A 23,129-nucleotide genomic window follows, 5' to 3' on the forward strand; every position below is an offset into this window, starting at 1 on the left:
CGAACACACGACAAGGAGGGGCACCTGTGGAGCCTAAGGATCTCAGTAAAAAGTTGCTTTTTGCAAGCGGCATCGGCATGTTATTTGACGCCATGGATGTTGGATTACTCGGCTTTGTCATAGCAGCTTTAATGATTGCCTGGCATATTTCTCCTCAATCCGCTGGCTTACTTGGCAGCATTACACTTGTGGGTATGGCCATTGGTTCGGCTGCCGCAGGATTATTTGCAGATCGTGTAGGTAGAAAAAAAGCATTTCTCCTCACCATCTTGATCTACTCTGTTGCAAGTGGTATAAGTGCATTTGCTACATCTATCGTATTTTTACTTGTTATGCGTGCCATCACAGGGTTTGGCCTCGGTGGTGAACTTCCGGTTGCAACCACTTTTGTCCTAGAATCTTCTCCACCTGAAAAACGTGGTCGTCGCACTGCATTACTTGAGACCTACTGGGCATTTGGCAGTATTGTTGCAGCACTGATTGGCTTTCTTGTCATCCCTATTCTGACATGGCGTGCCGCATTTGCCATTACCGTCTTACCTGCACTCTATACTCTGTATCTACGCCGATCTTTACCAGAAACGCCTGCATTTAAGGGATTAAAAGAGAAATTAAATTTTAAGCAAAATATGTCGCGTTTGTGGCAAAAAGACTTGCGTAAAAGGACCATCTTACTGTGGGTACTATGGTTCACAGCCAATTTCGCATATTATGGTATGTTTTTTTGGTTGCCAAGCGTTCTTGTACTAAAAGGATTTACGCTCATCAATAGTTTTGGCTTTGTGCTGATTATGGCTATTGCACAGGTACCTGGTTATCTAGTAGCAGCCTGGCTCGTCGACATAATTGGACGCAAATGGACACTTGTACTCTTCGCCATGATTTCAGCCATTTCCGCTTTACTATTTGGAATGTCGACTAGCATCGGTCTCCTCTTGTTATTTGGGATTATTCTGAATTTCAGTAATTTGGGAGCATGGGGTGCGACCTATGTATTTTCTGTTGAACAATATCCAGCTGCCAGCCGCGCCACAGGACTTGGTTGGGCCATGGGAATCGGGAAAATTGGAGGGGTTGTCGCACCTTATCTTGTAGGGGCGTTAGTAGCAACCCATACTTCCTTTAGCATCATCTTTGGACTATTTTTCATTGTGACATTAATTGGTGTCATCTTTCTCCTCACACTTGGCCATGATGTCACAAAAGATGAACCTATATCTCATTTTTCTACTGCCCATCAATCTTGATTTATCCTCGATCACAAAGAGCACAGGATGGAGTCATGCACTCCATCCTGTGCTCTTACGTCTTATCAATCGCTCACACGGCACGCAAAACAGCTCGTATTGGAGATGCATCGCTACCCACGATGCGAAGTGGAAGGGCAATTAACTCATAATCACCACAGTCCACGTGCGCCAATCTTAAGGTCTCAAGAATCCGCATACCATGTATGCGAAAGCGCTGATGAGCAGGCAAATCTTTACTTGTAGAAGGATCGACAGAAGGCGTATCGATTCCAACGAGACGAATACCTAATTCCGCTAAATAATCTACTGCGTCAGGCGCAAATGCACTATATGTTTTCGTAAAGTATTCAATATCAGGATAGGAGTTCGTACGAACAAGGAGTCGCGAAACACTGCGTAGATCATGTTGTGCCAAGTCTTCCTTTGTAATTAACCCATTCACATGTGATACATCAATCACTCTTGCACGCCCAATGTAGAGTGATAGATCTGCTTCTTCCATCGTAGCTCCTTCATCGCCATAATGATATGGTGCATCAGCATGCGTTCCCACATGGGGACTCATAGAAAATGCGGACACATTGCAAATCGCACCTTCGTTCATGTTTGATGTCCAGATACGAGTAAACGGTGTATCTCCTGGAAATGATGCCGTCTTCACAGAAAGCGGCGCAGAGATATCCAGCCAATGACTCATTTTCATCACCTCTTGCTTTATTATGGCACAAAAGAAACGAGTGGGCACTTACCGTGAAAGCAACTTGACCCATAGTTACACGATGACCAAAAGAATGATGGTGATCCCAATTAAAGTAATAAAATAGGCATAATCTCTATATCGCACACGTAGATCGCGGTAATAGGTTCGCACATGTGGGTTCGTTGCGACATCCCCTATAAAGCCGCGTGCTTCCATGGCAATAGCCACGCGCTCACTCATGCGTATTGCCTGCGATAAAAGAGGCAACGCATATGTGACAGGATTCATAAAAGATAGCCTTGCCTCTTTGCCACGTAATTGTCGCGCTTGTTTTAACTTCGTCCACTCTGATTGAAAGAGAGGAACAACGCGGATACCTGATAAAATGCCATACGCGAACTTAGGTTGAACAAAGAAATTCTTACTCAGTGCAACAATTACATCTGTAATGTCAACTGCAGATAAAAAGAGTACACCAAAGCCTACAGCAGATAACATGCGTAGTGCAAGTACAACTCCTTCATAAAATCCTGTCCAACTCAACCGATAAAACAAAAAATGAAATGTTGGTGTATGCGGACCCACTGCAGCAAATGCGGTCAAAGACCACACATACAACAAATAGAATCCTATAAATGGAGACATTCGTTTGGCGATTTGTATCGGATTGAGATTAGCGATAACCATCATTAACACGATGGTCAATGCAAGTAATGCAACTCCCTGTTCAACAGTGTGAGCAAAAATAGCGACTACGGTGACACAAAGAGTTGACAATAGGAGCCAAGCGGGGTTTAATGTCATTCCTATTGTTCGTTTTTGCCATGCGCGAACGTTTCTACGTTCCAGATGGAGAGGATCGTGATTCATAACCACATGCTGCCTCGTCGTGATCTTTTCGCGATCCATGTCGAGATCATCTAACAAATGCGCTTCACGCATACACTCTCGATTTGCAAATAATTCATTTGGCGACCCATCGAAAAGCAGTCCTCCTTGCGCTACAACAATCACATGTGTAGCAAAACGTCTAACTAAATCCATATCGTGTGTCGTTATCACTATCGTTCGACCTTCTTTATGCAAATGCAGTAGGCGATCCATAATCGCTTGTTGCGTTTTTGCATCTTGCCCAAAGGTCGGTTCGTCAAGAAGATAGATTTCATGTTCCGTTTTCACCATAGCCGCTACGCTAAGTCTACGCTTTTGACCTTGACTAAGCGCAAAGGGACTATGCTGCGCATGATCAGCCAACCCAAATTGATCCAATAATAACAGGATATCTTCTGGTACGTCTTCCCCGACGATGCGATCTGAGAGTTCATCGCAAACACGTTCGTAGATAAACTGATATTCAGGGTTTTGAAAGCAATAGGACACAGCTTTTGCTAACTGCTTCTTATTCCATTTGCGCACCTCTTGCATAAGTACTTCAACGCGACCGCTAGTTAACTTTGTAAGACCACGCATCACCTGCAACAAAGTAGACTTGCCCGCTCCATTTGGCCCGACAATTACTGTAAAGGACCCTTTTTCAATAGACAGCGAAAGATGACTCCAAATTGTTTGCTCACCATAGCAAACACTACCATCTCTTATAGAAATTACTGGCGGGCATGTTGCATCGGGCATGATCTGATGATCGCTTTCCTGAACTAGATGTGGGTAGAATGCATCATGCGCCATCAGAAATTGTGGACGCTCCTTCCAAGCAGATACCACGCCAACTTGGACGAGCCACTCCCACTCATCGGCTATCACTTGTCGCGTTTCGCCCACTCGATGAATCTGGCCGTGTTCGTCGAAAAGCACCACACGATCCATGTATTGCAGCAAAATATCAAATTTATGTTCGATGACAATCATGGACTTGCCTTGTTGATGTAATACTCCAATCTGTTCAAAGACAATCCGCGATGATGTAGGATCTAAGTTAGCAGTAGGTTCGTCAAAAATAAGCAATTTTGCATCCATCGCAAGTGCAGATGCAATCGCGAGTTTTTGCTTCATACCACCTGAAAAAGTCGTATGTGTTTCGGCAAAAGACACATCTAGACTCGCCTTTTGCAGACCGTCCGCTATGCGTGCGGTCATGTTATGCACAGCCACTTGCATGTTTTCTAATCCAAAAGCTATCTCATCGCCAACTTTTAACATACAAAACTGAGCCTCTGCATCCTGAAATACATATCCAATGCCACCTGGCTCCGTTAGTGACGAATGTCGCGTCACAATACCTTCGACTTTTGCCTCCACAGCTTGCGGAATGATCCCCGCGCAAAGCATGGCAACCGTACTCTTCCCACACCCACTAGGGCCAAGAAATAATACCGATTCGCCGTCATTCATGGCAAATGTGATAGTAGAAACAACAGGTGCATCGGATTGATCATACGTAATCGAGACATGTTGCAAAGAAAGCCAAGATTCATTTTCCATCCGTGTACGGCATATCCCTTCGCGCCGCTACTCCCTCCTTCCTTAACACATGGATACAACCATGTTCTTTTATCCGTAACCCATTGCTCTACCGCGAGAGTTGCCGTTTTTGTTTTGCAATCTCAAAGTTTCTAAGCGTACCCGTGCGCAATAGCGCATCGCCAATCCATTTTGGCAAAGCACCTGCAAGAATTGCACCGCTTATCATCGTCACGACTGTATACCCGATGATGACTGGAATTGAATATTGATTTCCTTGATATTCAAAAAACCACTGAATGCTATTACCTACGCCACCTAGTGCGCCTGCAATCAACATGGGACCCCAATCATAGCGCCGCCATCTCCACATCGCAAATCCTGCTTCTGACCCGGCTCCTTGAACAAGTCCGGAAATCACGGCACCGATACTATACGGGCTACCAAACATAAATTCTACGCAGGCACTCACCACTTCTGAAAAGAATGCTGCACCCGGACGGCGAATAATATAAGGAACAAGTCCTGCTGCAATCCACCACAAGCCATTGACAAGTGCACCTACAATCGGGCTCATCGTACTTGCAAACAAAGGATTGGTGATCCAGTCCCAACCCATATAAATCGCACCACAGACAACAGATAAAATCGCTGCGACGACGATGTCACGCAGTTTCCACATGAAAAACTCCCCCTTATGAATCTATTTCTTCAAAATCACCTTCAGAGGAGCGCCACAACCCAAAAAGCCCCTTTCGCACGCGCAAAAATTCTCTGGCGTTGCGAAAGGGGCCCCTACTTATCGTGTCAAAATAAGATCGGCCAAGGCACTTCCTCCCGCTGGTATTACCCAGATCGAGTCCACAAAAGGGTTAGCGGTATACGCTTCTCAGCCACAACATGGCACCCCTAGCGCCAAACAATATGATTTTCGAACATACTGTAACACGATCAGCACAGCATGTAAACAAGTTATTTAGAGAACTAGTAATGTTTACGCAAGCCCGAAAGTAACGTTATCTGGATCATACTCAAAACTGCGACGATCCTGGTTGAGAGCAGTGATCTGCGCAATTTCCTCTTCTGATAAATGAAAATCAAATACTTGTGCATTTTCTAGAATTCGTGCAGCGCGAACGGATTTAGGAATGGTGACCACTTCCTGATCCAAATCCCAACGCAAGACAATTTGCGCAGGTGTCTTGCTGTATTTACCAGCTAAATGTTGAAGTAGCGGATGTCCTAACATATCGCCACCACGCATTAAAGGCGACCACGCTTCCAGTTGGATTCCTTGTTGACGACAAAATGTATACAAGTCGCGCTGTGTGAGATATGGATGAAACTCCACCTGATTGACAGCTGGTTTTACCTCATAGTGGTCCATGACATCTTGTAAATGACGAGGTTGAAAATTACTTACACCAACAGCTCTTACCAATCCATCTTTGTATAATTTTTCAAAAGCGCGCCATGTCTCTAAATATTTTCCAGCAACTGGCCAGTGAATCAGATACAAATCCACGTAATCGACACCAAGTTTCTTGCGGCTCTCTTCAAATGCTTCTAACGTGGACTCATATCCCTGACGAGCATTCCACAACTTTGTCGTGATAAATAATTCTTCACGAGCAATCCCAGAATCTTTGATCGCTTTTCCGACGCCAGCTTCATTGCCATAGATTGCGGCTGTATCGATATGACGATATCCCTGTTCAATGGCAGACAACACAGCATTTTCGACTTCTCCGCCCTCCTTGGATTCCCAAACACCTAATCCCAACCAAGGCATGTTAACACCATTATTTAATGTCGTACTACTTGTGAGCGCTGCATGATTTTTCATGAAATTTCCTCCTTACACTATGTAGAGTGCAAAGTAAGCATAGCACATTATTCTTCTAACTCGAATCGTTTAGCCATGAAATGTACATTGTGCATATGTACACTCTGCCATTTTCGAAAAGGATTGTACACTATGCACGGAATATTTCCATACAATCGAATCATCCGATTATCTGTTTGCGCCTCACAAAAGTTGCAAAAAAGTCTCGCTTTTTGTTATGCTACAATAGGTTTCGAAAAGCTAATCATATTTCCATCCTTTTATGGGGGCGGATGGGGTACTGGTGTCCTTCCCGGTCTTCAAAACCGAGCGTTCGGCGTGGTGCGTCGAAGGTGGGTTCGATTCCCACACGCTCCCGCCAAGCCTTGTGCAGCAAGGGATTTCACGATTTTTCATCCTAGTTTAACCCATCCTTTTTCACACCCCCAAAGACCTCTTTGGGGACATTTTGGGGACATACAGAAAAAGGAATGGGAATAATCGCGATTGAATGTTCGTATATCGAGCAACATACGAGTCATTTAGATTAACTAGAAACTTTCTCAATAGTAACATATTTGACCTAACAATTATCATCTCAGATTTGATACACTCACTATCGAGCAAAGAGGCCAGAATACACTTCACGCTATATATGAGATTCACCCGATGAAAATAGAGTAGGTACCACTTGTGCAAACACATGTAGTACCTACTCTTTTCTTTGAAACAAAGTGACATCTTACTTATCTATATCATGAGTTATGCAGTTGCTATCAACAACTGGGTATTGGCAGGTTCGAACCACCTCAATTCCAGCGTGGTTGGCCAAAACTGGCGGAAGAGTCTTGCAAAACATTCCGCTGTTGTGTCAAGATCGATGGCGATCGAGTCTTGCTCGTTTCGTCGAGTGGCTTGACGGGTACGACAGCGGATGCAGAGTAGATTGCGGATCACTTGGCCGTGGATGCAATCCTCGATGCCTGCTGTTTTTTGTTCCCAGAGTATGTACCGGACAAGTGTCTCAGCCGTAAAGAGCAGCGTTATATGGGCATGAATATGGTTTTCATTCGGTGAATGACAGTTCAACATCCCGAGTTCTTGTTTTGCCGTGCGAAACAAGACTTCAATACGCCAACGCTTCAGCCATGCTCCCATCACTTCAGATGGTGCATCGTAGCGGTTGCTGAGCAGCAGGTAGGCACGTTTGTACTCTGCAGTCACGTAGTCCGGCTCAGACTCGTTTGGATTCACCGATGGCGTTCGTTCTGCAGTGGCCTTGTTGTCTTCTTGCTTCATACGTTTACCGACAACTGCGGCGACCCGTGTGTAGTTCATTTTCGTGTGCGGTATACCACGTCGATTCACCGAAGGCTGGGGCATTTTCACATAGATGTTTTCACAGGAGACAGAGGCGACATCTACGTTCGTTTATGTCATGAGCGCAGGATAGACCTCCTGAATGAGGTCATTCGGGCGTATCGGTACGAAGCGCTCCCGTCCGGTGCCGGGTTCAATCATCCTGCGGAATAACTGCGTGTTGCGCTTGGCCTTCGTGACCCAATCAAAGTTCTCTGATTCACACTGGAGCAGGAATGATTTGCTGAAGTACCAACGATCCATAACTACCTACAGGCGACACCTAACCTGTATTCGGACCGCCTGGAGCATCTGCCATGTGATGTCCAGTTTCGATTGCTTCTTGTCAGCATCGTTTTCGGGCTTCGTCCAGATGGCATAGGACCAGGGATATTCAAGTCCTTGCTGCGAACAGCGTGCAAGGCCACGATGTTCATCGCCCAGGTGTAGACCTTACTTGAACTGTCGTAGAGCCAGTAGAGAAACGGGATTCCCTTAGCATACGGGTGTGCCGCATGGGTATCGTCCAGTGCAAGTACATCCCCTTCTACCAGAGCTGTGTCCGGGTCTTCTTGAAGACGAGCCGTGCGCTTCTGGTTGAACATGTCCCACTGGGAAAACCCTGTCAAGAACCGGCTCAAGGCTGATTGAGTCACTGTTTGGATACCTGTCATACGCTGCAGTAAGCTGTCTTTGTTGAAGAATGAAGCGAGTGCGTTGACGGATTGGCAGCGTTGAATCAGTCCAACCACATAGACAAAAGCGAGAACCCAGGTGGCTACGCCCCGAACCTTAAATATGCCTGACTGAGACAACAAAAGAGAGGTCAAAACGATCCCACAGTGCACGCAGTACAGGCGCACCACCGACATTACTAAAAGTAGAGAGCTCCTTGAATTCCGGTTTACATAAACGAGCCATGATTCCCACCCACATCGCTGAGAGATAGGCAGTTAGATGCCTATCTCTCAGCGATTCTTGGGATATTTTGAAAAAGTCAAGTCCTGGTCGGTGTTTTCATAAAATTTTCATTGTGCATAAAAACAAATTTATACATCAACTGCATAACCCATGATTATTTATTCATTAATGGAAAATTATTTAATATTATATAAGTAATTACTATTAAAACATTCGATTCTGCATGATCTAATACAAAGTAGACAGACTAAAAAAAACTTTTACTATCGAAAGGAGGCCAAAGTAATGTATTTACTTTGGTTTTATGCATGACCACTCCAACACTAACAAGATATAAATTTCCTCTTCCTTTTTTCAGATCAAAACCTAATTATCATTGGTATGTGGTGACTACAGTATGCATAGGGGCATTTATGGCGGCTTTAGATGGAAGCATTATCACTGTAGCGCTCCCTACGATTGATCATGAATTCAATGTAAATATCAGTGAAAGTGCATGGGTAGCATTAGCCTATCTCCTTACACTCACTGCACTACTCGCTATGTTCGGGAGATTGGCGGATATTGTAGGACGACGCCCGCTATACACCATTGGGTTTACCATCTTTATTATTGGATCTGCGCTTTGCGGGGCATCCCCCAATTTAGCATTATTAATTGGCTTTCGTGTTTTACAAGGAATTGGTGCCACCATGTTGCAAGCAAACAGCGTAGCTATTGTAACTGCAGCTGTCCCTGAAAAAGTACGCGGAAAAGCGATAGGTATACAGGGATCAGCACTTGCTGTAGGTTTATCTTTAGGTCCCGCTATTGGTGGAATCTTAATTGGCATCTTTGGTTGGCGTTCTATCTTTTATGTCAATGTACCAGTTGGTATCATAGGAACTTTATTAGCCTTCATGATTCTTCCCCGCGATTTGATTCAAAAAAAATCTGGGGTTACAACATCTTTTGATTTTGTAGGTGCCTTTCTTCTTGCAGTTAGTTTGATAGCTTTCTTACTTGGCTTAAATCAAGGTAATGATGATGGATGGACATCCCCATTGATTATAGGATGCTTTTTAATAGCGGCTGTTTTTGCAACATTATTTGTTTTTCAAGAGAAACGGCATCAATCGCCTCTCATCGACTTTACACTCTTTACGATTGAACAATTAACTTGGGGGAATATAACTGGATCACTCTCTTATGGAGTCATGTATGGAGTTCTATATATCGTCCCGTATTTCTTTGAGAACGTCCTGCATAAACCTACATCTTCATCCGGTATTTTAACTACACCACTGCCCATCGGCATGATGTTAATTGCTCCAGTAGCTGGAAAGATTGCAGATAAACTAGGTTCTAAAATCCCAACAGTTGCGGGTATGACAATCGCAACTGTTGGAACGCTCTCCCTGGTTTTTGTTCATGCGGTGACAAACCTTATCTACATGATTATCGCCTTATTTTTTATTGGTTTAGGCATGGGAATTTTTACGCCACCAAATAACAGTTCCGTCATGGGTAGCACACCACGTGATCAATTAGGTGTTTCCTCTGGCATGCTTAACATGTCTCGATCACTTGGTCAAAGCATTGGAATTGCATATGCATTTGCTATTTTTCAAGGTGTAATAATGACTTATCACTTCACTCCAGAAAACGCTCCTGTTGGTTCACTCATTATTGGATTTAGATGGACTTTTATCGGAGTCTCTGTTTTTGGTATTGCAGCTGTACTCATTTCCTTGTTTCGAGGAAATGTGCAAAGACACGATCTCCCAGACGAAGCAAAAATAATCGATGTATGAGTTGTAATCAAATCAGCAAAAAATCACAATTAATTTATTATTTAAGTTAATCCCTACTCCTTAAACGTTTTTGCCTAACATTTAGAACAACGTCAATTGTTCTCCCGTTTCCATTTGCACAAGAGGATCCTGCGCACTCTCTAATTTTTGTACTGTGATACCTAACAACCGGACTTTCGTATCGATATACACTTGATTCAACAGACTTTGAACGTAATCATAAATATCTTGTGCCGATTGCACAGGTATGTGCGTTGTGGTTCTCCGTGTGATCTGTTGAAAATTAGCAAATTTAATTTTTAATACTACAACTCGTCCAGTTACAGATCGATTGCGCAATTGCTGTTCTATCGTCTGTGCTAAAAGCATGAGCTGACTTAGCATATCATCTATGTCATCCATATCTACCTGAAAGGTTGTCTCTTTCCCTATCGATTGTCGAATGCGATTAGGTAGAACCGGACGCGGATCAATGCCACGCACTAAATCGTAAAATACTCTCCCTCTATCGGAAAATAACTGTATTAATTGCTCACGACTCAACCTTCGCAAATCACTACCTGTATGTACGCCTAACAGACTAAGTTTTTGTTCTGTCACTTTTCCAATGCCAAAAAACCTGCCAATTGGCACAGCATCTAAAAAGGCTTGTGCTTTTTCTGGAGTGATCACAGTTAACCCATTTGGTTTATGATCATCAGAGGCTATTTTAGCAATTAATTTATTGTAGGATACACCTGCAGATGCGGTTAACCCTGTCACCTCATAGATTTGTTGCTTGATTTCACGTGCAATCAAGGTGCCAGAAGCCATCCCTCTCCGATGATGTGTAACATCTAAAAACGCCTCATCGAGAGATAATGGTTCTACAAGATCAGTGTGAGCTTTACATATGCTCATAATATCCCGAGATACTTGACGATACACATCCATTCGCGGCTTCACAAAGATCGCGTGTGGGCACAATCGATGTGCCATACTAGCTGGCATTGCGGAGTGAATACCATACCGACGCGCCTCGTAAGAGCAGGTCGCAACTACACCACGAGAATGTGGGGATCCTCCGACTATCAACGGTTTTCCTCTGTACTCCACATGATCACGTTGTTCGACAGAAGCATAAAATGCATCCATATCAATATGAATAATTTTACGAAGATTACTTTCCATGATTACCCCCAAACAGCTTGACTTGAAGGTTCACTGCATCACGCAAAGTATACGTATCGACAAAGAGGTATGCAAGTGCTACCATTTAATCAGAGCTTGTCAACTAGCACGGCAGTAGAAACGATCCACACTAGGGGATGAGACTGTGTATTTTGAAGAATTTTTTGTCGGACAACGTTTTGAACTCAATCCTGTCACCTTAACGAACGATGACATCTATGATTTTGCTTCGCGATTTGATCCACAACCTATACATATCGACCAAGAGTACTCCGAACAAAGCGCATTTGGAGGGATCATCGCTTCTGGTTTCCACACGGTAAGTATCATATGGGGTGAATGGATCCGCGCCAACCGCTTTGGCAAAGAAATCATCGTAGGAACGGGAATGGATTACATTAGATGGACTGCGCCTGTGCGCGCCTTGGATACTCTATATACAAATGTTGAAATCATCGAAACAACCCCTTCTCCAAAAGGAAAAAGAGGGATGGTTGTACTAAAGTTCACTTCTACCAATCAGGATGATCAGGATGTTTTACATATGCAAGGGAGCGCTTACCTTAAGATGCAATAACTCATTAACCCTATAAGGAGTGAATCATTCTTGGCACAACATCAAGAAATGGATAAGCACGCATATGTACAAGACTACTATCCGGATGATTTTTCTTTGTGCTACGGATGCGGCAGATTGAATGACAAAGGCCTGCAAATTAAGACGCGTTGGAATGGCGATGAAACCCTCACAGAGTATATGCCTCGTCCTGAACATACCGCCATTCCTGGTTTTGTATATGGAGGATTGGCTGCATCCCTGATCGACTGTCATAGCACAGGCACGGCTTCCCTTGCTCTCTATCGTAGAGATGGCCACGCACTTGGGGACGATGTACCTGTACCTCGCTGTGTGACTGCTTCACTAAAGACAGAGTTTTTAAAACCCACTCCACTTGGTCCTATGATGACCATCCGTGGTCACATTACTGAAGTAGGAAAACGAAAAGTGATTGTGCAAACTGAACTTATAGTAGATGGAGTGGTCTGTGTACGTGGTGAAGTCATCGCAGTGATGGCTCCAGCCTCGATGACTGGTGGCCATCAGTAAAACTAGCCTAGCTGTTTTTTACGCGCAAGTCACGATTTACGTGTACATCAGATTGCTTAGTGAAAAGTGCAACATCATGCGTTGATAAAAAAGAAAGCTGATAGAGGGCAGGATAAACAAGGTCTGCCCACTTTCCAAGCTTTCGTGTAATCATTGGGAGAAGCGTGATCTTTTTAACGTCCAACGTAAAATGAGGAAATAACTCATGAATCTCATGGATTGAAATAGCACGAACATCGGTATTATAGGGGTTATCATAGCGCAAATCGTACCAGAGCACCTTACCATCTGTTTTAAGCACGCGTGAAATCTCTCGAGCTACTTGCTTCGCCATTATGCTATATCGCTCATCATACATGATCTGATGTCCTCGATTGGATAGATCATGTATGATGAGCGATGTCTAATGTGCTGGCTCGCTGTTGATATACTTGTGAAATTCGCTCTATTTCCTCAGATGACTCCATGTCCATCACCCCTACATATACCGCTAGCGCTATCTGCCCTCACCATCTTATTTTATTATGGAATATTCTATTCCGGTTTTTTTGCTGTGATGGACGCTGATTGCACATAGTCTTCCGCATGGCTTCCAGGAACCCAATCTTTAATAACTTCTTGCCCTGCATCATGAGAGATAACCGCGATCTGATGAAATCCTGCTTCGTGTAACATAAGTTCAATATCCTCACGCGGTGCAGCCCCTGACACGCATTCAGACAATAAGGTGAGATCTGCCTTCATCTCTTCAGGCAGTGCAGCACTTGCAACGACGTCAGAGATAGCTACTCGTCCACCTGGCTTCAAAACACGAAATGCTTCTTTGAACACTGAAAGCTTATTGGGAGAAAGATTAATGACACAATTGGACATCACTACATCCACTGTCTGATCTGCCACAGGTAAATGTTCGATTTCCCCAAGGCGGAATTCTACATTGTAATACCCATTGGTATGTGCTAGTTGTCTTGCCTTTGCAATCATCTCAGGAGTCATGTCAACACCGATCACAGCACCTTGTTCACCCACTTGTTTCGCTGCGATAAAACAGTCAAACCCACCGCCACTCCCAAGATCTAAAGCGACTTCACCACGCTGTAGTTTGGCAATTTTAGTTGGACTACCGCACCCAAGTCCCATGTTGGCACCCTCAGGAATGACACTTAATTCTTCACTTCCATAACCCAACTTTAATGCTACTTCATCAGCAGACCGGACTGAAGAACTACCACAACAGCTCGTATTTGTTGTAGAACAACCACTTTCCCCTGAATCTCTAGTTGCTACACCTGAGTAATGTTTGCGTACTTCTGCTCGGATTTGATCCTGTTCCAAATTGTCCATGTCGATCGCCCCTATTCATTATTCATAGATAACTATCGATGAATTGGAATAAAAAAAAGATGCATAGAGTCTACAGTCCCTGTACGCCTACAGGATGCGTATGATTGTCACTCTCATAGACATGAAGAGTAGCCATAAACATCTTCATTGCATCTAGTGTCTCTGCATTAACAGAGTACAAACTGTAGGTGCCACTACGCTTTTGCGTAATCAATCCAGCATCTTGAAGAATGCGAAGATGATGTGAGATCGTCGACTGTGCCAAAGAAAATTGACGAGTAAAATCCACCACACAACATGCCGCATCATCAAGACCAATTGCCTTACAATCCATCTCTTCGACACCTTGTAAAAGTGACATATACAATTGAAATCTAACCGAATGACCTAATGCTTTAAAAATCAACGCCCAATCCACCATCGTCCACCCAATTCATCGATAAATATCTATCTATAGATTACAACCCCACTCACCTATACGTCAATCATAAGCTAGTGCCAAAGTGTTTAGAGTTTTCGCAAGCTAACACTTTGCACCGAATGATCCCTCCCTTTACGCAGAATCAAATCTGCTCGATTGCGCGTAGGTGCAATATTTTCGTGTAGATTCTCTCCATTTATGCGATCCCAAATATCGAGCGCTACTTGGTGTGCTTCTTCTTTCGTAAGTGTAGAGTATCGATAAAAATATGCTTCTGGTTGCCGAAATGCAGTGACCCGCAACGTTTGAAACCGTTCTTCGTACCAATGTCTAACATGATCTTCTTTAGCGTCGACATAGATAGAGAAATCAAAGAAATCGGATACAAATACTTGCGGATGACGTTTAGATGAGCTGTGGGACGGTGACTGCAAGACATTAAGCCCCTCTAAAATTAACACATCTGGTTGACACACCTCAATTTTTTGATCTGGTACAATGTCATATACTAAATGAGAATACACAGGAGCAGTCACTTTTGGTTTACCTGATTTTACGTCAGACAAAAATTGTATAAGTGCATTAATATGATAACTTTCAGGAAATCCTTTACGTTCCATGATTCCTCTCTCTAAAAGAATTCGATTGGGATAGAGAAACCCATCAGTAGTCACTAAATCCACTCTCAAATTGTCTGAACTGCGTTCCAACAATGCCTGCACAATCCGCGCTGTTGTGCTCTTACCAACAGCTACACTTCCTGCAATACCGATGATAAAAGGAACTTTGCGTGCCGACGTATTTAAAAAAACATGCGTAGCTTCATATAAATTTTTAACTTCATCAACATATAAATTTAATAAACGTGCGAGAGGTAAATAAATCTGTGTCACTTCAATCATTGACACATGCTCGTTAATGCCCTGTAATTTTCCTAGTTCAGCTTCAGACAAAGTGAGTGGGGTAGAGTTTCGCAATGCAGCCCACTCATCACGTGTAAAGTGAAGATACGGCGAAAATTTTTTTGTTGCAGATGTCAAGAAACGGATCACCTCTTTTAAAATACATATGCTGTGCAATGGTCCCTAAGAGCGATTCTAACACGTTCTATACATCCTGCAAAATCCGCCCCATGGCAACTTAATATAATTAAAATAGCTTGAATGATTGATATATACTGATAAAATAAAGACATTCAATTTTTATCCTATAAGAGCCTGTTCAAATAGGGGGCAGGTAAGACCCGCGCAGTGCAAGGAAGCAAGCCAAGAATGTGGACTGAGCGTACGTTTTGGGTACGTGAGGGAGCATTCTTGGCGCTAACGCTGCCATGCGCCGGGGAGTTATGACCCCTTTTTGAACAACCTCTATAAAGAGTTTGTTTTGACTAGGGGGGAAAACATACCAATGATCACGCCACTAACTCCACTTGATTGGAAACGCCGCGCAACCAAGCTCTATCCAGATAAAATAGCTGTTGTGGATGATTTCGAACAGTTTACTTATCGCGAGTTCAATGAGCGCACATGGAAACTATCCCACGCGCTCTATCAACTAGGCATTCGTGAAACAGACCATGTAGCAGTCATGCTACCCAATATCCACCAAATGCTTGAATGTTTTTATGCGATTACACAAATAGGTGCCGTTATTGTTCCTATTAATACCCGCTTACATGCACAAGAAGTGACCTATATCCTCGATCATAGTGATTCTATACTAGCGATCGCCGATCGTGAATTTTCTCATCTTTTCACCGATATGAAGAGCCGCGTTCCACACTTACAAACGATTATTGAAGTCGTTCACCATGGATCGCCAAAAGATGCAAGTCCATTTTCAGATATAGACTATGAAAACCTCTTACAATCAGCGGAGCCTGTTGTGCATGAAGTGCTCATTGATGAAAACCAACCACTATCCATCAACTATACAAGTGGCACGACTTCTCGCCCGAAAGGAGTGGTTTTGACACATCGCAACAATTATATCAATGCAGCAGATGTATTACTTCATATGCGTATCACACATGAGGATCGTTACTTACATATACTTCCTATGTTCCACGCCAACGGGTGGGGAAGTGTGTGGACCTTTACAGCAACAGGTGCAACGCACGTATGCCTGCGCAAGATTGACTCAGATCATATCTTAGATGTCTTTGCAAAGGAACAGATCACCATTGCCTTTGGCGCTCCAACAGTAATCAATATGCTACTGTATGCACCTACTATTGAAAGGTATCGACCAGAACGGGCAATACGCTTAGCCACAGCAGGTTCACCACCTCCTGCTGCAGTAATTGAACGAGCACAGCGCCTTTTACAAATGGAAATCACACATGTATATGGACTCACTGAAACATCGCCACTCATCAGTTATTGTGAGTGGAATTCTGAATTCGCTCAACTGTCATCTCCAGCAAGAGCAGACATTCAAGCTCGCCAAGGGGTAGAGATGATTCACAACGGAGAAACAAAAGTTGTTATGCCAGATGGGCAAGAAGTCGCATGGGATGGAGTACAGATTGGTGAGATTGTAACTCGCGGCAATGTTGTGATGGATAGCTACTATAAACAACCTGACGAAACGGCAAAAGCTATTCGCAACGGCTGGTTTTATACGGGAGATCTTGCTGTAGTCCATCCAAATGGGTACATTCAGATCGTAGATCGCGCAAAAGACGTCATTATTTCTGGTGGTGAAAATATATCTTCAATTGAAGTAGAAAACATTCTTTTCCAACACCCAGCTGTGTTAGACGCCGGTGTAGTCGCTACAGCAGATGAGAAGTGGGGCGAAGTACCAAAGGCATATATTATCGTGCAGGAAGGAAAGACTGTAACCGCACAAGAATTAGATGAATGGTGTCGCGAGCGATTAGCTCATTTTAAGACACCTAAGCAGTATGAATTTGTCTCATTTCTCCCGAGAACATCCACAGGAAAACTGCAAAAATTCAAATTGCGCACATAATGTTCACGACAAGTCAGCATCCTCTCTTGCACCGCTATAAGAGCCTGTTCAAAAAGGTGGCAGGTAAGACCCGCATAGTGCAAGGAAGCAAGCCAAGAATGTGGACTGAGCGTACGTTTTGGGTACGTGAGGGAGCGTTCTTGGCGCTGACGCTGCCATGCGCCGGGGAGTTGTGACCCCTTTTTGAACAACCTCTATAAGAGGATGCTGACCATATGGCGCTTATGAATTATTGAATCGGTGATACAGGACTGTTCGTGAGTGTAGGCACATACGCACATAAAGGATCAGCAGCCATATAATCACCAGTCATTGCAAATGCACGCGCCCGTGAACCGCCACACACATTGCGAAATACGCATTCACTGCATTTCCCATGCAATCTATCGCCAGTGCGTAATTCTTGAAGTAACGGGCTATGTTCATACACATCACCCAGTTCTTGCTTTCTTATATTCCCTACGATGAGAGGTAAATGTTCACTCGGATAAACATCCCCTTGATGCGAAATGAAAATTTCTCCATTCCCATCATGCGGAATTTTTTGTGCCCCGATAGTAACTAGTTGATCATCGGTTATCTCCCTATCAGCATCAGGCATACTACTATCATGAGACTGTTTACTGCGTTCTTGTAGCATAATGCGCTCATAAAATGGCGCGTCTGTAGTTGTAATCTGGATCGTGCGCATAGAGGTCTCCTTATACATCCACCGCAACAAATGCTCCGCTTGATCTGCCGTAACCATCTGCCTGCTCATAACACGCTTACTGGGAGTGCCCATCTCTACATTCCACGTTTTTGCTCCAAATACATATTGAGCGATATCCGCAATTTGTTCAAGATGCTTTAAATTTGCGTTCGTAACGGTCGTATCAATTTCGATCGGCACATCGTGATCGGCTAACAAGTACCCGGCACGAAACGGTCTTAACTCTGATATTCGAAAAGCGCTCAACGTATCCAATAAATCTGGCCAAGTATTCATTCTAATTGCCCAACGGGAGATCCCTGCATCCCGAGCATTCGCCGCCGCTCGCACGCTCATCTTCGCTATTCCTTCTGTTGCCAGTGATACAGATATGTTTCTTGAAGTCGCATAGTCAATCAATGAAAATAAATCTTTTCTCTGCATCGGATTATCACCACGTATTACAAGTTTTGCTGTTCCTATATCCGCTATTTGATCAATCATGTGATGCGCATAGGAAGTCGACAATGGTTGTGAATGACCGGTCACCTGCCATTGCACGACGTTTAATTCAGATCCTTTAAGTGTTTGCGTAGTCGTCATGTGATGTGACCCTCTTTCTGCTATGTTTGTTAGCTTTACTGTACGCTCTTGGAATCTCTCCAAACAGTGTCATTTAGACTAATACAAACGTAGTAGCAACAGAGCATTCCATCATCCATTTGGACTATTGTATTTTATCTTGTTGGACAACATTATTTTTGCATACTTTTACCTGTAAATGAGAAATAATACCCATAACGATATGCGGTAGATATTTCTAGCGACATGTCGAACAGGTAGTGTCAATGGTGGAGGAGTGAGCATACGTGCCTGCATTTGAATCTGAAGGTACCAGAAATCTGTATTGGATACAAAAAGTATATAGAGCAGCTCAAGCTTATTATGAGGTAACAAAGCCGCGCATTCAGATCATGCTATTATTTACGGAGTTATGCGCCATGATGGTGGCACACCGAGGATTGCCTGAATTCCGGATTACAAGTGCTGCTCTGCTCGGCCTAGCACTATCTTCTGGGGGATCAGCCGCGCTCAACATGTGGTATGACCGAGATATTGATGCCATGATGGAACGCACGCATAAACGCCCTTTACCAAGTGGCTCGATCACTGCACTTGAAGTACTGCTGTTTGGTTTAAGCCTCATTTCACTTGCCTTTCTCGTGTTATATGTATGGGTCAATCCGCTTACTGCGATTCTTGCTATGCTTGGTGCTTTCTATTATGTCGTTATCTACACCATGTGGCTCAAACGCAGAACGCCGCAAAATATTGTCATTGGTGGTGGGGCTGGCGCTTTTCCTCCACTGATCGGATGGGCAGCAGTAACCGGTCATATTGAACTACCTGCGCTGATCATGTTTGCTGTGATCTTTATGTGGACGCCACCACACTTTTGGTCACTTGCACTGTACCGTAGCGACGATTATGCACGCGCTGGTATACCGATGATGCCTGTTGCGCGAGGTGCTCGTAAAACCAAAAAACAAAGTGTTCTCTATGCGATCTGCTTATTACTCACTTCTTCATTACTCTATTTCACACACACAGTGAGCGCACTGTATCTTGTCATTGCAGGTGCTGTTGGTCTCTTGTTTATCACTTTAACTATTTTCACACTGTTTGAATCCGATACGACTTTTGTTTGGGCGAAGCGAACATTTGCCTATTCTCTTCTATACCTTCCATTACTTTTTATTTTCATGATTGTGAGTGCAGCCATTTAACTTGACGAGGAGGTTCACCCGTGCAATTTGCACAAGGTCACATAAGCAAAAAAATAACAGACATTTTATCTGTCGCCACACCCATTGGTGTTTTTGTCGTCAATACCATGGGTTTTATCGATACAGATACAGGCTCAGCACTCGGTTGTGGGCGGCAGTGGCCACTCTGTAACAACCAGCTCATCCCATCTAGTTTTGATCTGCATACGCTCATCGAATTTGGACATAGGGGTTTAGTTGGATTGGTCAGTATTCTATTAATTTCTTTTGGCGTGTTCGCTTGGGTCAATTATGGGCGCTTTATTGAAGTCCGTGTATTATCGCTCATCTCTGTAGGATTTGTTGTCGTCGAGGCACTCCTTGGTGCCCTTGGTGTCCTATTTGGAGATCCACCCGCAGAATTAGCCACTCATTTTGGCGTATCGCTGATTGCATTTGCAGCAGTACTTTTGCTTCAAATTGTCATTTCTCAAATCAAACGCCACACACATGATGGGACAACTCATGAGTTGATGCCATTACGACCTCACGCTGTAACAAAGTCCTATGAAAGTGCCGTGTGGTTTACATTTTCTTATCTATATGTCGCCATGTATATTGGGGCTTATGTTGCTAGTTCTGGCGCTGCAGATTCTTTTTCGGGGCTTGTTGTGCCTGCAGAGAGCTTACAAACGCCACATCACGCTTTGTGGATCGATCTCTTACATCGCACGATTGCAGCCGGTTTATTGCTTCTCATCGTGCACCTTGTCGTGCAATCCTATAAGTTTCGGGCACAACGACCTGATCTATGGAAAGGAAGTCTTGCTGCACTCACTTTTACTATTCTTCAAATCGCAGCAGGAATCTTTCTGATCGATAGTCACATCTCGTTGATCGCGCAAATCCTACATACAGCTGTTGTCACTGCTTTATTTGGCGTCATCTGCTATATGGCATTGCAAGTTTTACCAGAGCCTCTCGCGCGTTCAAAACAAACATCAGACACACTTGTCCCTGAACACTGACAATTACACTTGCCGCCTCGCATGATTTGCGCTATGTGCGAATAACTTGTTAACGAGACCGATATGGACAGCCCTATTGGATCACACGTCACAAGTTTGAATGCGAGGCGGTTTAGTTTAATGGAGGCGACACGTACAAAACCAGAACAGCAGGTTCAGGAATTTGAGCTCGATATCTCCGGCATGTCTTGTGCAGCTTGCGCACTACGCATAGAAAAAACAGTGGGTAAACTAGAAGGTGTTGAAACCGTACACGTCAATCTTGCTTCCGAAAAAGCACATATTATTTTACGCGATGATACCTTACGAGAAGATGCCATCATTGCAGCTATTTCTAAAATTGGGTACGGTGCAAAGGTTGTCACCAAGGAAGATATTCGGCAAACACGAAAAGAGAAGGAGCGTGCTTATCAGTCAGATCTTCGTGAGTTTTGGCTCTCTACTCTATTTACGCTCCCCCTTTTGATTCAGATGTTTGTGATGATCAAAACCAATAACTCCCCCTTGCCAACTTGGGTCAGTTTTGCCTTAGCTACTCCTGTACAATTTTACGTAGGCAGGCGATTTTATAAAGGTGCATACTATGCACTCATCAATCGATCCACCAATATGGACGTACTTGTTGCACTTTCCTCTACAGTGGCTTATGGATACAGTGTCATCTTGTGGGCACAGGGACATACGGAGCTATATTTTGATAGCTCCGCTACTGTCATTACAGTCATCTTCCTTGGTAAACTGCTTGAAAAAAGAGCCAAATTAGCTTCAAGTGATGCCGTCAGTGCCCTAGCCAATCTCGAAGCAACAACAGCACACACGATCATTTTTGGTCAAGAAAAAGATATACCTGTCGCAAACTTATCTATAGGCGATCTTGTTCGGGTTTATCGCAATGAACCAGCGCCAAGCGATGGCATGGTCGTTGCAGGATCAACCATGATGGATGAGCAGTTGCTTACAGGAGAATCACTTCCCGTTTTAAAAGGACCGGGAGATGTAATTGTAGGGGCCACCATCAATAAGGGAAATCCCATTCTGGTTCGAATTACGCGTACAGGTGAGGAAACACTACTTGCTCAAATAATGCACATGGTTGATGCTGCACAAGGATCAAAAGCACCTATACAACGTCTAGCTGATGCGATTAGTGGTATCTTTGTACCTATTGTGCTCTTTCTCTCTGTTGCGACTTTCACATTTTGGGCGATCACGCGAGGATTAGATGCTGCTTTTTTACCTGCAGTCAGTGTACTTGTCATCGCTTGCCCTTGTGCACTTGGGTTAGCCACGCCAACTGCCATTATGGTGGGAGCAGAAATTGGCGCTAAACGCGGCATTTTAGTCAAAGGCGGAGAATTTCTTGAACGCTTAACTCAAATTGATACGATCGTATTTGATAAAACAGGAACATTAACTGCAGGAGAAATGGTGGTCAGTGATGTATGGCCACTACGCGGAATCACATCTTCCACTTTAATCAAAACTGCAGCTGCAATTGAAGCGCAACGCGAGCATCCGATTGCACAAGCCATTTACCAAAGAGCACTCGAACAAGGATTTACCATCGAGCAAGCCAATCATACTGAGGTTATTGCAGGTGTTGGTGTACGTGGTGTGGTTCGGGGGAAAAAAATCTTTGTAGGACAACCAGATATACAAGCCATACGCTTTAGTCCACACATAGAAAAACAGATTGACTTTTATGAGGCACAAGGGAAAACCACTGTGATTGTAACAAGTGAAGGGTTGCCTATGGGAATTCTTGCATTAACAGATACCATCAAGCCAGACGCATTTTCTACCATCCAGAGATTGAGCGATATCTCTTGTCGGATTGTGCTAGTTACTGGGGACAACCATCATGCGGCAGCATCCGTTGCACAAAAACTGCAGATCGATGAAGTATATCCTAGCAGTTCTCCATCGAAAAAGGCCCAAATCATACACGAATTACAAACGTCCGGACATATCGTTGCCATGATTGGCGACGGTATTAATGATGCCCCAGCACTAGCAGCAGCAGACGTAGGAATAGCACTAGGGACTGCAACAGATGTCGCACTTGAAGCTGCAGATATAGCCATTATGAGTTCAGAAACAACGCGGGTCATTCAGGCGCTTGAGCTTAGTGAACTCACCATGCGCAAAATTCGTCAAAATCTCTTTTGGGCTTTGATGTATAATCTCGTAGGCATTCCACTTGCTGCACTTGGATTTTTAAACCCGATGGTTTGCGGTGCAGCGATGGCACTTAGTTCGGTTACAGTAGTAGTCAATAGCCTACGTCTGCGCCAAGAAAGCGCAAAACTAGCGGGTTAACTTATAAAATCAAGTTGAATGTGGTGGGCAACTTTCTATC

General features: G+C 43.9%; 20 protein-coding genes, 1 tRNA gene and 1 riboswitch. Of the genes, 9 read left to right on the top strand and 12 right to left on the bottom strand.

What is annotated here, in order from left to right; translation table 11 throughout:
* Positions 1–77 precede the first annotated feature (77 nt).
* The gene (locus MM817_RS01040; protein ID WP_241712257.1) at positions 78–1,247 is read left to right on the top strand and encodes an MFS transporter; all 1,170 of its coding nucleotides are present in this window, start codon (positions 78–80) and stop codon (positions 1,245–1,247) included.
* 73 nt (positions 1,248–1,320) lie between these two features.
* On the opposite strand, the gene kynB is transcribed toward MM817_RS01040, so the two are convergent.
* From kynB to MM817_RS01060, 4 genes are all read right to left on the bottom strand, one after another.
* A complete protein-coding gene (kynB, locus tag MM817_RS01045) occupies positions 1,321–1,947 on the bottom strand; it encodes an arylformamidase (protein WP_241711581.1) in 627 nt (208 codons plus the stop codon).
* 75 nt (positions 1,948–2,022) lie between these two features.
* Entirely contained in the window at positions 2,023–4,389 is a 2,367-nt protein-coding gene (locus MM817_RS01050; RefSeq protein ID WP_241711582.1) for an ATP-binding cassette domain-containing protein, read from the bottom strand.
* Positions 4,390–4,477: 88 nt separating this feature from the next.
* Complete coding sequence (locus tag MM817_RS01055; RefSeq protein WP_241711583.1) at positions 4,478–5,050, bottom strand: ECF transporter S component; 573 nt, start codon at positions 5,048–5,050, stop codon at positions 4,478–4,480.
* A 133-nt stretch (positions 5,051–5,183) separates the two neighbouring features.
* Positions 5,184–5,289, bottom strand: a riboswitch (TPP riboswitch).
* A 73-nt stretch (positions 5,290–5,362) separates the two neighbouring features.
* A complete protein-coding gene (locus MM817_RS01060) occupies positions 5,363–6,214 on the bottom strand; it encodes an aldo/keto reductase (RefSeq protein ID WP_241711584.1) in 852 nt (283 codons plus the stop codon).
* A 264-nt stretch (positions 6,215–6,478) separates the two neighbouring features.
* Between MM817_RS01060 and MM817_RS01065 the strand changes: the two genes are divergently transcribed.
* A tRNA-Sec gene (locus MM817_RS01065) sits at positions 6,479–6,575 on the top strand.
* Positions 6,576–6,955: 380 nt separating this feature from the next.
* Here MM817_RS01065 and MM817_RS01070 read toward each other — a convergent pair.
* Both MM817_RS01070 and MM817_RS16785 read right to left on the bottom strand, forming a co-directional pair.
* A complete protein-coding gene (locus MM817_RS01070) occupies positions 6,956–7,492 on the bottom strand; it encodes a transposase (RefSeq protein ID WP_241711585.1) in 537 nt (178 codons plus the stop codon).
* An 852-nt stretch (positions 7,493–8,344) separates the two neighbouring features.
* Positions 8,345–8,473, bottom strand: a complete 129-nt coding sequence (locus MM817_RS16785; RefSeq protein ID WP_272879590.1) for a hypothetical protein — start codon at positions 8,471–8,473, stop codon at positions 8,345–8,347.
* A 308-nt stretch (positions 8,474–8,781) separates the two neighbouring features.
* Here MM817_RS16785 and MM817_RS01075 point away from each other — a divergent pair, with 308 nt between their 5' ends.
* Positions 8,782–10,266 (top strand): MFS transporter, encoded by a 1,485-nt coding sequence (locus MM817_RS01075; protein ID WP_272879591.1) that lies wholly within the window; start codon positions 8,782–8,784, stop codon positions 10,264–10,266.
* Positions 10,267–10,347: 81 nt separating this feature from the next.
* Here the strand turns inward: MM817_RS01075 and dinB are convergent, their stop codons facing one another.
* Entirely contained in the window at positions 10,348–11,436 is a 1,089-nt protein-coding gene (gene dinB, locus MM817_RS01080) for a DNA polymerase IV (RefSeq protein WP_241711587.1), read from the bottom strand.
* A gap of 145 nt (positions 11,437–11,581) precedes the next feature.
* On the opposite strand from dinB, the gene MM817_RS01085 reads away from it, so the two are divergent.
* Together MM817_RS01085 and MM817_RS01090 are read left to right on the top strand one after the other, a co-directional pair.
* Positions 11,582–12,013 carry a MaoC/PaaZ C-terminal domain-containing protein gene (locus tag MM817_RS01085; protein ID WP_241711588.1) on the top strand — a complete coding sequence of 144 codons (432 nt, stop codon included), beginning with the start codon at positions 11,582–11,584 and terminating at the stop codon, positions 12,011–12,013.
* 48 nt (positions 12,014–12,061) lie between these two features.
* The gene (locus tag MM817_RS01090) at positions 12,062–12,544 is read left to right on the top strand and encodes a PaaI family thioesterase (protein ID WP_241712258.1); all 483 of its coding nucleotides are present in this window, start codon (positions 12,062–12,064) and stop codon (positions 12,542–12,544) included.
* Positions 12,545–12,551: 7 nt separating this feature from the next.
* Here MM817_RS01090 and MM817_RS01095 read toward each other — a convergent pair whose 3' ends face one another.
* From MM817_RS01095 to coaA, 4 genes are all read right to left on the bottom strand, one after another.
* Positions 12,552–12,902 carry a hypothetical protein gene (locus MM817_RS01095; protein ID WP_241711589.1) on the bottom strand — a complete coding sequence of 117 codons (351 nt, stop codon included), beginning with the start codon at positions 12,900–12,902 and terminating at the stop codon, positions 12,552–12,554.
* Positions 12,903–13,078: 176 nt separating this feature from the next.
* Complete coding sequence (gene arsM / locus MM817_RS01100; RefSeq protein ID WP_241711590.1) at positions 13,079–13,888, bottom strand: arsenite methyltransferase; 810 nt, start codon at positions 13,886–13,888, stop codon at positions 13,079–13,081.
* Between the two features lie 70 nt (positions 13,889–13,958).
* Complete coding sequence (locus MM817_RS01105; RefSeq protein WP_241711591.1) at positions 13,959–14,294, bottom strand: ArsR/SmtB family transcription factor; 336 nt, start codon at positions 14,292–14,294, stop codon at positions 13,959–13,961.
* Positions 14,295–14,395: 101 nt separating this feature from the next.
* Positions 14,396–15,349, bottom strand: a complete 954-nt coding sequence (gene coaA / locus MM817_RS01110) for a type I pantothenate kinase (protein WP_241711592.1) — start codon at positions 15,347–15,349, stop codon at positions 14,396–14,398.
* A 367-nt stretch (positions 15,350–15,716) separates the two neighbouring features.
* Between coaA and MM817_RS01115 the strand changes: the two genes are divergently transcribed.
* Positions 15,717–17,285 carry a long-chain-fatty-acid--CoA ligase gene (locus MM817_RS01115; protein WP_241711593.1) on the top strand — a complete coding sequence of 523 codons (1,569 nt, stop codon included), beginning with the start codon at positions 15,717–15,719 and terminating at the stop codon, positions 17,283–17,285.
* 229 nt (positions 17,286–17,514) lie between these two features.
* Here the strand turns inward: MM817_RS01115 and MM817_RS01120 are convergent, their stop codons facing one another.
* A complete protein-coding gene (locus MM817_RS01120; RefSeq protein WP_241711594.1) occupies positions 17,515–18,579 on the bottom strand; it encodes an SPASM domain-containing protein in 1,065 nt (354 codons plus the stop codon).
* 266 nt (positions 18,580–18,845) lie between these two features.
* Between MM817_RS01120 and MM817_RS01125 the strand changes: the two genes are divergently transcribed.
* The 3 genes from MM817_RS01125 (at position 18,846) to MM817_RS01135 (ending at position 23,089) form a co-directional block, all read left to right on the top strand.
* The gene (locus MM817_RS01125; RefSeq protein ID WP_241711595.1) at positions 18,846–19,763 is read left to right on the top strand and encodes a heme o synthase; all 918 of its coding nucleotides are present in this window, start codon (positions 18,846–18,848) and stop codon (positions 19,761–19,763) included.
* A gap of 20 nt (positions 19,764–19,783) precedes the next feature.
* Complete coding sequence (locus MM817_RS01130) at positions 19,784–20,770, top strand: COX15/CtaA family protein (protein WP_241711596.1); 987 nt, start codon at positions 19,784–19,786, stop codon at positions 20,768–20,770.
* 120 nt (positions 20,771–20,890) lie between these two features.
* Positions 20,891–23,089 (top strand): heavy metal translocating P-type ATPase, encoded by a 2,199-nt coding sequence (locus MM817_RS01135; RefSeq protein WP_241711597.1) that lies wholly within the window; start codon positions 20,891–20,893, stop codon positions 23,087–23,089.
* Positions 23,090–23,129: the final 40 nt, after the last annotated feature.

This window comes from Sulfoacidibacillus ferrooxidans, assembly GCF_022606465.1.
GTDB classification, from domain to species: domain Bacteria; phylum Bacillota; class Bacilli; order Alicyclobacillales; family SLC66; genus Sulfoacidibacillus; species Sulfoacidibacillus ferrooxidans.